Origin of the sequence: uncultured Paraglaciecola sp., from assembly GCF_937123705.1 — a bacterium.
Lineage (GTDB): Bacteria > Pseudomonadota > Gammaproteobacteria > Enterobacterales > Alteromonadaceae > Paraglaciecola.
On record NZ_CAKZKO010000203.1, the window covers coordinates 1 to 8,460 of the forward strand.

The 8,460-nt window shown below is 47.8% G+C and carries 9 protein-coding genes; all 9 read left to right on the forward strand.

Annotated elements, in window-relative coordinates; translation table 11 throughout:
• The first annotated feature begins 98 nt into the window (after positions 1–98).
• A complete protein-coding gene (locus tag Q0688_RS24890; RefSeq protein ID WP_299083799.1) occupies positions 99–1,652 on the forward strand; it encodes a terminase family protein in 1,554 nt (517 codons plus the stop codon).
• Positions 1,649–3,409, forward strand: coding sequence for a hypothetical protein (locus Q0688_RS24895; RefSeq protein WP_299083802.1), 1,761 nt, complete (start codon positions 1,649–1,651; stop codon positions 3,407–3,409). Before Q0688_RS24890 ends, Q0688_RS24895 begins: the two co-directional genes overlap by 4 nt.
• A 114-nt stretch (positions 3,410–3,523) precedes the next feature.
• Positions 3,524–4,261 (forward strand): hypothetical protein, encoded by a 738-nt coding sequence (locus tag Q0688_RS24900; protein ID WP_299083805.1) that lies wholly within the window; start codon positions 3,524–3,526, stop codon positions 4,259–4,261.
• A 69-nt stretch (positions 4,262–4,330) separates the two neighbouring features.
• The gene (locus Q0688_RS24905) at positions 4,331–5,404 is read left to right on the forward strand and encodes a DUF4043 family protein (protein WP_299083808.1); all 1,074 of its coding nucleotides are present in this window, start codon (positions 4,331–4,333) and stop codon (positions 5,402–5,404) included.
• A 34-nt stretch (positions 5,405–5,438) separates the two neighbouring features.
• Positions 5,439–5,789 (forward strand): hypothetical protein, encoded by a 351-nt coding sequence (locus Q0688_RS24910; protein WP_299083811.1) that lies wholly within the window; start codon positions 5,439–5,441, stop codon positions 5,787–5,789.
• Positions 5,789–7,135 (forward strand): hypothetical protein, encoded by a 1,347-nt coding sequence (locus Q0688_RS24915; RefSeq protein WP_299083814.1) that lies wholly within the window; start codon positions 5,789–5,791, stop codon positions 7,133–7,135. Before Q0688_RS24910 ends, Q0688_RS24915 begins: the two co-directional genes overlap by 1 nt.
• Positions 7,132–7,395, forward strand: coding sequence for a hypothetical protein (locus tag Q0688_RS24920; protein ID WP_299083817.1), 264 nt, complete (start codon positions 7,132–7,134; stop codon positions 7,393–7,395). The genes Q0688_RS24915 and Q0688_RS24920 overlap by 4 nt, the downstream gene beginning before the upstream one ends.
• Positions 7,395–8,054 (forward strand): hypothetical protein, encoded by a 660-nt coding sequence (locus Q0688_RS24925; RefSeq protein ID WP_299083820.1) that lies wholly within the window; start codon positions 7,395–7,397, stop codon positions 8,052–8,054. Before Q0688_RS24920 ends, Q0688_RS24925 begins: the two co-directional genes overlap by 1 nt.
• A gap of 8 nt (positions 8,055–8,062) precedes the next feature.
• The coding region (locus tag Q0688_RS24930; protein WP_299083828.1) for a hypothetical protein at positions 8,063–8,460 on the forward strand (398 nt) is incomplete at its 3' end.

Consider the following 8,460-nt stretch of genomic DNA (forward strand, 5'->3'; position numbering starts at 1 on the left):
TAAGCATTACCCTCCCGATACCACAGCGGCTATTTTCTGGCTCAAGAATCGGCAAAGAGATAAGTGGCGAGACGTCAAAGACATAAACGGGACGGTGAATGTTAGAGAGGCAGGCGAACTATCAGACGAGCAGCTCGAACGTATCGCCGCAGGCGGCAGCGAGGGAGCTACTTAGGCGTCGCAGGGCTAGAGGTAAGTTAATTGACTTTGCTCGCTTTACAGAGCGAACGTATATACCGGCTGACCATCACCAACAAATAGCGGCAAAGCTTGAGTCAGTGGCTAGGGGAGAGATACAGCGGTTAATGATATTCATGCCGCCAAGGCACGGTAAGTCAGAGTTAGCGAGTAGGCGCTTTCCAGCATGGTTTTTAGGTAAGCATCCAGAGCGCTCTATTATTGCGGCTTCTTATGGTAGTGAATTAGCCAGCGATTTCGGTCGTGATGTAAGAAACATCGTAGACCAAGAAGAGTACAGCCGGTTATTTAATACTGAGCTGGCTCAAGACAGTAAAGCGGCCGGACGTTGGCACACGGACAAAGGCGGAGGTTATGTTGCTGCTGGTGTTGGTACAGCGATCACAGGCCGAGGCGCACACATTTTACTGATTGATGACCCATTCAAGGATAGGGAGAGCGCTGATTCTGAGTTAATGCGGGAGAAGACCTACAAATGGTATCTATCTACGGCCTACACTCGGCTTGAAGGAGATGTAACCGAACAAGACCCTGATGAGCTTTGGCGTGATCCAGTAAAAACCATTCTCGATGGTGAGGTAGAGCCCTTTCAGGGCGCGGTCGTGTTGATCATGACGCGATGGCATGAGGACGACCTAGCAGGCCGACTGCTTGAGGATATGAAGCAAGGCGCTGATCAGTGGGATGTATTGTCACTACCGGCTATCAACGATGGCGAGGCTTTATGGCCAGCTAAATACCCAATAGCTCGACTAGAGAAGATCAAAAAAGCACTGACGAGAAAATCTCCGAGGGAGTGGGATAGTCTTTACCAGCAAAACCCAACACCCGACGATGGCACATTCTTTAAGCGAGAATGGTTTAAGCGCTTTCATTTAACCGATGCGCCCGACACACAGAAGTACATTGCAACGGATTATGCGGTATCAGAAGGTCAAGGCGACTTTACCGAGTTTGGCTGTTGGGGTGTTGATGCTGGCGACAATCTTTACGCTTTAGATTGGTATTTTGATCAATCCACCTCTGATGTCTGGATTGAAGAAATGCTCAACATGGTAGCAGAGCATAACCCTTTAACCACTTATGGCGAGAAGGGCGTTATTCAGAAATCCATTGAGCCGTTACTGAACAAGCGATCACAAGAGCGCAAAGTTTACGGCCATTTTGAATGGATAGCACGAACAGCAAACAAATCCGCAATGGCGCAATCGTTTAGAGCGAGGGCAGCCAGTGGCAAAATATTTATTCCGTATTCAGATTGGGGTGATCGTTTGATCAATCAATTATGCGCATTTCCAGCAGGTAAGCACGATGACGCTGTTGATGTGTGCGCGCTAATTGGCTTGGTATTAGATCAGATTATTGGTAACACGATTAACACCAGAGAGGCAGCGGCTAAACCTGATCGTTGGGATAAGTCGTTCGACGACGATGACGAGTCTAGTTTCATATGATTGATTTAGAAACAGCAAAACAGTGGTATCAAGCTGCCGCAGATCAGTCTTACGACGCTGTTATGGAAGCGCAGAGCGATAGAGACTTCAGGGATGGTAAGCAGTGGACAACAGAAGAGATTGCAGAGTTAAAACGTAGAAAGCAGCCTATTGTGGTCGACAATGTTGTTAAGCCGGTGATTGATTCTCTTCTTGGGCTAGAGATTAAGTCAAGAACGGATATTAAAGGGTTTCCACGTAATCCTAGTGATGAAAATGCAGCCGAAGCCGCTACGGATGCGCTCAGGTTTATTGCCGATAACAACACGTTTGACAAGATTAAAACCCGTGTTGCAGAGCATACCTTCATCGAAGGTAGGGCAGCCGGAATCACAGAGGTAGTTAAGAAGGGCGACAGGTTTGAGATAAAAATGGCGTTTATTCCTTACGACCGTTATTTCATTGACCCGCATTCAATGCACTTGGATTCTATCGATAAGAAATACGATGGAATGGCGATCTGGATGGATGCCGAGGATGCGCCAGGTAAGTACAAAGATGCTGATCCCGGACTGTTTGAGTTTACCGCTGAAAACATGGATGTGCATAAGGACAGACCCGAAGATGGTTATTACGACAAAGGCCGGAATCGCGTCAAAATCATTGATATGTTTTTTAACCGGGATGGTTGGAAGCGCTGCATATTTACAGGCGGCGGCTTTATTGTTGAGCCGCATGATTCGCCGTATCTTGACGATGATGGTGAGCCCAGCAACCCAATTGAAACTGTCACAGGCTTTTTAGATCGAGACAATAACCCTTATGGCTTAGTGAGGCAGATTAAGCCATTGCAGCGTGAGATTAATGCTCGACGCTCAAGGGCATTACACTTATTAAACACTCGTCAGATTCAAATGGAAAAGGGCGCGGTAGAGGATGTCAATGTTGCTCGCCGCGAGGCAGCCAAAGCGGATGGCGTGATTGTCACTAATCCGGGGAAAGAATTTCTGGTCAACAACACAGGGGATTTAGCCCAAGGGCAAATGGTCTTACTACAAGACGCCAAGAACTCCGCACAATCCTCTATTCTCAACCCTGCACTCACAGGTGACGAGCCGCGCAATCTGTCTGGACGAGCCTTACAGTCACGCCAAGCCGGTGCCACGTTAGAAGTCACGCCCATCCTTGACCAGTTGCGAGATTGGCAAAAACGGATGTACATTCAGGGCTGGAATCGAGTTAAGCAGTTTTGGGACGAGGAGCGCTGGATCAGGGTGACTGATGACGAAAAGAACGTCAAATTCATTGCGCTAAACCGACCCATTACAGCGCGAGAAATGCTGCTAAGTGAGGAGGGCGGCGAAGAGATTGTGGCTCAACTAGAAGGCGACCCAAGGCTAGAGCAGATTGTTAAGGTAGAGAATGCCACAGCAGATTTAGGTTTAGATATTATCCTAGAAGATGTGCCGGATATTGTGAATATTCAGGCTGAGCAATTTGAACTGTTGGCGAACGTTGCCTCCTCTAACCCCGATGCAGTGCCGTTTGAAATGCTGATAGAAATGTCCTCTATTCGCAATAAAGACCGAATATTAGAGCGGTTACAAGGCGGATCACCAGAGGCGCAGCAAGCCAATCAAGCTAGAGGCGAGCTACAACAGCGCGGCGTCGTTGCCCAGATAGCGAAAGATGAGGCCAAGGCAGAGCTAGATAGCACTAAAGCCTACCAAACACAGGTAGAAACCGAATTAGCGATGATGGGTCGAGAGGCCATATAAATCCACAACGAATTAATCAAGGTCACTTCGGCGGCCTTTTTTATTGCCTGTTGAAGGGCAAACCGGACGACGCGGTACGGTCGATTACTGGACGACTCAGCGAGGTCGATTGCAATGAGTGAATTAGAAACGTTTTTAGATGATGATCCTGTTGAAGAACCCAAGGTAGAGACTGCCGAGGAGACTACCGAGCAATCGGCAACAACAGAGGAGTCAACGGCTGAATTGGCGCCCGAAAAGGAGCCAGATGTCTCGCCAGCGGAGACACAAAGCGAGGACAAAATACCCATTGCGGCATTGTTAGACGAGCGAGAGAAGCGCCAAGCAGCACAGCGCGAGCTTGAACAACTCAGAAAGCAGGTTCAACCCAAGGAAGACAAAACCCCGGATGTTTTGGATGATCAAGAAGGTTTTGTTAAGACCATCCGAAACGATGTACAGCAGGCAATTATAAACGAGCGAGCGAACATTTCAGAACATCACGCCCGACAGAAGCATGATGATTTCGATACGAGATGGGTAGAGGTCGAGCGTTTTATTGCTGAAAAAGGGTTGGGGAACGATGTTGTTAACCATGTTGACCCCTATGGTCATGCGTTTAAGTTGTATGACGATCATTTGGAAATGCAGCGGTTAAAAGATCCTGGCCACATGGAGAAAATTCGCGCAGAGCTTCGAGAGGAGTTACGAGCGGAAATACTTTCTGAGAAAGGCGAGATTGACGCAAAAGCAGATGCTAAGGCGAAGCTCGAAGCAACGCTAACACCTTCATTAGCGAATCAGCGATCAGAGGGCAGCGTAACAGCCGCTCAACCTGTCGCAGACCCGCTAGAGACAACCTTTAATCGATAGGGCTAGTTCGAGTGTCGTGAGACACGCAACTCCATAGGCACGTCGAGACGACGCCCAGAGGACTTTACAATGACAGATTCAACAGTAGCAACGGGCTTAACAGTCCAGCAGTGGGACGCGAAATTCTTCAAGGAATACCTTGAGGCTAATCGCTTTAAACGTGAGATGGGGACATCTCCTAACAACATCATCCAGTTAAAAACCGACTTAACCGTTAAGAAAGGCAACTCTGTAACCTACTCGCTCGTTAATCGCTTGAGCGGAGCGGGTGTCGTCGGTTCTGCAACACTTGAAGGCAACGAAGAGGAAATGGACACACGTTCATTTAAGCTGGTTGTTAACAAGCTTCGTAACGCTGTACGGGTCGCCGAAGTGGACGAGCAATTCTCAGCCATTTCACTGCGATCCGCAGGCAAAGAAGTGTTAATGGATTGGATCATGGAAAAAACCCGTGACCAGATCATTACTGCTTTAGGCTCTAAAAATGGCGTAGCGTATGCAACGGCGACCGAAGGGCAAAAGGACGCTTGGTTGGTCGATAACGTAGATCGGGTGTTGTTTGGGGATGGCTCTGTAGGCTCTGGTACTGATCACAGCGCCGACCTTGGGCTAGTCACTGCCGCTATGACGTTAGGCGCGGCGGAGGTGTCGAGAATGCGTCGCAAGGCGTTATCAGCATCACCAAAGATACGCCCCGTCCGCACATCGGAAGATGAGCGCTGGTTTGTTTTGTACACTGATACGCGCTGTTTCCGTGATTTAAAAGCGGACACTGTGATTCAGCAAGCGAACCGAGAAGCATGGCAGCGAGGTAGAGATAACCCTATCTTTACCGCAGGGGATTTGCTCTATGATGGCGTGATCATCAAAGAGATTCCCGACATTGCTACACTGGGTACGGTAGGTGCTTCAAGCGCTCCTGTATCGCCTGCTTATCTATGTGGAGCTCAAGCGATTGGCTTTGCTTGGGCTAAGAAAACGACTTCTAAGACAGAAGAGTTTGATTACGGCGATAAGGTAGGCGTAGCGGTTGAAGAGATCAGAGGTATTGAAAAAATGATCTTTGGCTCTGGCTCAGGTGACACAGACGATCTTAAGGATCACGGTGTTGTTACAGGGTACTTTGGCGCAGCAGCCGACTAAATAGGATAGGGGTTGGAAACGACCCCTTTTATTTATGACGACAAAACAAGATATCCGTAATAACGCGCTTCGTTTAGCTGAGCAGGCCGACGACTACAACACGCCCGATGGCAATGTGGTGAGTCATGCTGATAATTTACTCGCTGCGATCCATGAGGAGTGGATAGCCGATAGTCTGGTCGATTGGGAGTTGGACGACATCCCAGTGCGCGTGGAGCTAGCTGTTACGGATATTTTGGGTTATCGATTAGCCCAGAGAAACCGAAAAGTTACCCCTAAAAAATTGATTGTTTTGCGTGATAGCGCATTACAAGGACAGGCTACACTGGAACGTCAAAGAGAGATTCCGTCTAGTGGTCAACCTGTTAAAGCGGATTACTTCTAGTGACACAGATAGCGTTGATTGGTAGCGGTATTCAGGGCAGGAACCGACGTTTAGCGCCTTCGATGTTGGTTAATTGCTACCCCGAAATACACCAAGGCAATTTAAGTAATGCTTCGATAGCAGGAACAGCAGGGTTGGCTCACTTTTCTACAGTGAGTGATGATCCCGTTAGGATGCTGCATGAAGTTGACGGGGTGCTATATGCTCTTGCAGGCACAACGTTTTATGAGATTGGTTCTGATGGCACTGCTACAGCGAAAACGGGAAGCGTGCCAGCAGGGGTGAGTCCAAAAGCCGACGATAATGGCACTCAGATTGTTATGCCAATTGGCGATGGGTATGTTTACACAATCGCAACAGGCGCAGTAACGCAAATAACTGACCTTGACTACAATAATTCATCGTCTTGCGCGTTTATAGGGCAGTATATTTCATTTATTGAGGATGGCACTGGGCAGTTTTTTATATCGGCATTTCAGGACGCAACCGACTTAGATGCGCTTGATTTTGCAACAGGGGAGAGCGATCCTGATATCAATATCGCCAACCACCAATTCCAAGGCAACCACTGGCTTTTTGGTACAAAGACGACCGAGGTGTGGTATTTGAGCGGTGAGGCCTTTCCCATGAACCCGTACAACAACGGGAAATATAATATTGGATGTGGTGCTCGATTATCTGTAGCTTCTAACGAGGATTATATTTGCTGGGTCACACCTAATCGTCGTATCTATGCGTCGACAGGCGGAAAGCCCGTTGCGATATCGACGCCAGAGGTAGAATATCAGTTAGGATTACTTTTCACCGTTAACGATGGCGTTGGCTTTATTTATTCTGAAGAAGGCCACACGTTTTATCAGATTTCATTCGCTAATCTAACGATTTGCTACGACTTTACGACGCAATGGTGGTTTGAGAGGACATCGAACTACGGTCGACATTACGCCAATCACCATATTTACGCTTATGGTCGAAATTTAGTTTCAGACTATCGCAGCGGTATTATCTACGAAATGAAACTTGACCACGGATCGGACGCAGGTGACGCCATTATCCGAGAAGGAATATTACCTCCGATATTTTTAGGCCAAACCGACTCATTAGATTCAGTGGATTTTATTGCAGAGATGGGCATTACTCCTATCAACGAGCCAGACGCGCATTTTCAGCTACGTTATGCACCAGAGGGGGCGGACTGGCGCAATTGGGTGAGCAGGACATTAGGCGCTCAGGGACAAACATTAAAGCGGCTAAATTTTGATTCATTCGAGGCCATGGATAGCGTTTATCTTAATTGGAGGGTCAGTGTTAACGCGCCCTTTCGGTTGATTCGGGCAGACGTATGACCACGCTTGGAAAGGTCACGGTTTCGACGGAAGAGGGTTTAATCAGTGAGGAGTTAGCGAACTATTTAGATCGCGCCTCTCAAACGCCAGAATATACAACGGCACAGCTACTCGCAAAAGAAACACAGGCCAATCGCGATAAATTCTTAGGCAAGAAAGTCATTAACACAACAACAGGCCGAACGCTTTGGGGAGGGGGGAACTCATTAACCTCGCCATGGGTCGACGGTTCCGGTACTACAGTTCATACGGTGACATAATGGGCATTTTAAGTAGCTTAACAGGTTCTAGTCAGGCTAAAGCAGCTAAGAGAGCAGCCAAAGCGTTAGAACAGGCTAACCAGCAAAATATAGGGCAGTTTAATCGCTCTTTTGATGCTGGCGCCGATCTTCTGCAACCTCGAATTGATGGTGAAACGATAGCGGCGAATCGTTTGCTTGATGTTATTAGTGGTAATGGTAGTGTTAGGGATGATGCTGTTTTTGCTCAGGATTTGGACGAGTCAATAAGCTCAGTCAATAAGCAATTTTCGCCCACAGGTAAGAGTCTTTCAGGCCAGCGACTCTTGGCTTTGCGTGATGCTGATTTTGGCGCAGAAGATCGCGCACTTAATCGGTTGCTTACCTTCGCCAGCCCAACAAATACGAATAACTTAATCAATCTTAGGGGTAGTCGAGATGCTAATATTGCTAATGCTAGGGTTGGTGCGGCAAGTGCGTTCGGTGCGGGTCAAATTGGCGCGGCCAATGCAAGGGCGGCAGGACTGGGGAATATTATTGACTTGGGCTCAACCCTCTCATCTGCTGGCGCCTTCTCTAAATTGAGTGATGGAATTGGCGGCCTTTTTAAGGGCAAGCCGAAACCAAATGAAAGTATTGGGACTATTGATAATGGTCAGCGCTTCTCCAATTTCGCATAGGTGGATAAATGATTGAATCTTTAATTGCACAAGGCGGAACTCAACAGCTTAATCGTTTAGGTAATACGATTAGCGGCGTAGGTCAGTCGATACAGCGAAATCGGTTGCTAGACTTACAGGAGAAAAAACAGGCAGTCGACCAACAAAGGCAGACTGTGCTTAATAATCGAGAAGATGTCGAAGCCAAAAGAAAGTTTGAGGCTGATTTAGTTTTGGAGCTATCAAATACCTCTGATGAGCGATTATTGCCAACACTTCAAAGTCGAGCGCAAGAGGCTCAACAGCTTGGCCTTGATCCGGCTGACATACTTGAGGATATGCAAGCTATTCAGTCCGGCGGGTTAGCGCAGTTTCGACAAGAGCTTGAAGAGGGTGTTAACTTTCTTCGTTCAAATGGCACGATTAA

What these genes read in the sequence shown, in the direction of transcription:
- Q0688_RS24920 (WP_299083817.1), top strand. Translation starts at nt 7,132, where the DNA reads ATGACCACGCTTGGAAAGGTCACGGTTTCGACGGAAGAGGGTTTAATC.
- Q0688_RS24925 (WP_299083820.1), top strand. Translation starts at nt 7,395, where the DNA reads ATGGGCATTTTAAGTAGCTTAACAGGTTCTAGTCAGGCTAAAGCAGCT.
- Q0688_RS24900 (WP_299083805.1), top strand. Translation starts at nt 3,524, where the DNA reads ATGAGTGAATTAGAAACGTTTTTAGATGATGATCCTGTTGAAGAACCC.
- Q0688_RS24910 (WP_299083811.1), top strand. Translation starts at nt 5,439, where the DNA reads ATGACGACAAAACAAGATATCCGTAATAACGCGCTTCGTTTAGCTGAG.
- Q0688_RS24890 (WP_299083799.1), top strand. Translation starts at nt 99, where the DNA reads ATGTTAGAGAGGCAGGCGAACTATCAGACGAGCAGCTCGAACGTATCG.
- Q0688_RS24905 (WP_299083808.1), top strand. Translation starts at nt 4,331, where the DNA reads ATGACAGATTCAACAGTAGCAACGGGCTTAACAGTCCAGCAGTGGGAC.
- Q0688_RS24895 (WP_299083802.1), top strand. Translation starts at nt 1,649, where the DNA reads ATGATTGATTTAGAAACAGCAAAACAGTGGTATCAAGCTGCCGCAGAT.